This is a genomic window from Kitasatospora sp. NPDC024654, assembly GCF_055559155.1.
Map to the genome: position 1 here is coordinate 1,249 of NZ_JBVHLF010000221.1, position 1,506 is coordinate 2,754.

Genomic DNA, 1,506 nt, shown 5'->3' on the forward strand with positions numbered 1-1,506 from the left:
TGGGGTAGTAGGTGAGCGATGGGGTGACGCAGGAAGGTAGTCCAGCCCGGGCGGTGGTTGTCCCGGGGTAAGGGTGTAGGGCGTTGCGTAGGCAAATCCGCGTAACATGTGCCTGAGACCTGATGCCGAGCCGATTGTGGTGAAGTGGATGATCCTATGCTGTCGAGAAAAGCCTCTAGCGAGTTTCATGGCGGCCCGTACCCCAAACCGACTCAGGTGGTCAGGTAGAGAATACCGAGGCGTTCGGGTGAACTATGGTTAAGGAACTCGGCAAAATGCCCCCGTAACTTCGGGAGAAGGGGGGCCACGCCTGGTGGAGAGTCTTGCACTCCGAGCTGGGGGTGGCCGCAGAGACCAGCGAGAAGCGACTGTTTACTAAAAACACAGGTCCGTGCGAAGCCGTAAGGCGATGTATACGGACTGACGCCTGCCCGGTGCTGGAACGTTAAGGGGACCGGTTAGCTCCATTTCGGTGGGGCGAAGCTGAGAACTTAAGCGCCAGTAAACGGCGGTGGTAACTATAACCATCCTAAGGTAGCGAAATTCCTTGTCGGGTAAGTTCCGACCTGCACGAATGGCGTAACGACTTCTCGACTGTCTCAACCATAGGCCCGGTGAAATTGCATTACGAGTAAAGATGCTCGTTTCGCGCAGCAGGACGGAAAGACCCCGGGACCTTTACTATAGCTTGATATTGGTGTTCGGTTCGGCTTGTGTAGGATAGGTGGGAGACTTTGAAGCGGCAACGCCAGTTGTTGTGGAGTCGTCGTTGAAATACCACTCTGGTCGTGCTGGATGTCTAACCTGGGTCCGTGATCCGGATCAGGGACAGTGTCTGGTGGGTAGTTTAACTGGGGCGGTTGCCTCCTAAAGGGTAACGGAGGCGCCCAAAGGTTCCCTCAGCCTGGTTGGCAATCAGGTGTTGAGTGTAAGTGCACAAGGGAGCTTGACTGTGAGACCGACGGGTCGAGCAGGTGCGAAAGCAGGGACTAGTGATCCGGCGGTGGCTTGTGGAAGCGCCGTCGCTCAACGGATAAAAGGTACCCCGGGGATAACAGGCTGATCTTCCCCAAGAGTCCATATCGACGGGATGGTTTGGCACCTCGATGTCGGCTCGTCGCATCCTGGGGCTGGAGTAGGTCCCAAGGGTTGGGCTGTTCGCCCATTAAAGCGGTACGCGAGCTGGGTTTAGAACGTCGTGAGACAGTTCGGTCCCTATCCGCTGTGCGCGTAGGAGTGTTGAGAAGGGCTGTCCCTAGTACGAGAGGACCGGGACGGACGAACCTCTGGTGTGCCAGTTGTCCTGCCAAGGGCATGGCTGGTTGGCTACGTTCGGGAGGGATAACCGCTGAAAGCATCTAAGCGGGAAGCCTGCTTCGAGATGAGCACTCCCACCTCCTTGAGAGGGTAAGGCTCCCAGTAGACGACTGGGTTGATAGGCCGGATGTGGAAGCCCTGTGAGGGGTGGAGCTGACCGGTACTAATAGGCCGAGGGCTTGTCCTCAG

General features: G+C 57.2%; 1 rRNA gene (only partly in view). It reads left to right on the forward strand.

Annotated features, from left to right (window positions below):
- A 23S ribosomal RNA gene (locus ACZ38L_RS39075) occupies window positions 1–1,504 on the forward strand (its annotated part extends 1,248 nt beyond the left edge of the window); the annotation flags it as partial.
- Between the last annotated feature and the right edge of the window lie 2 nt (window positions 1,505–1,506).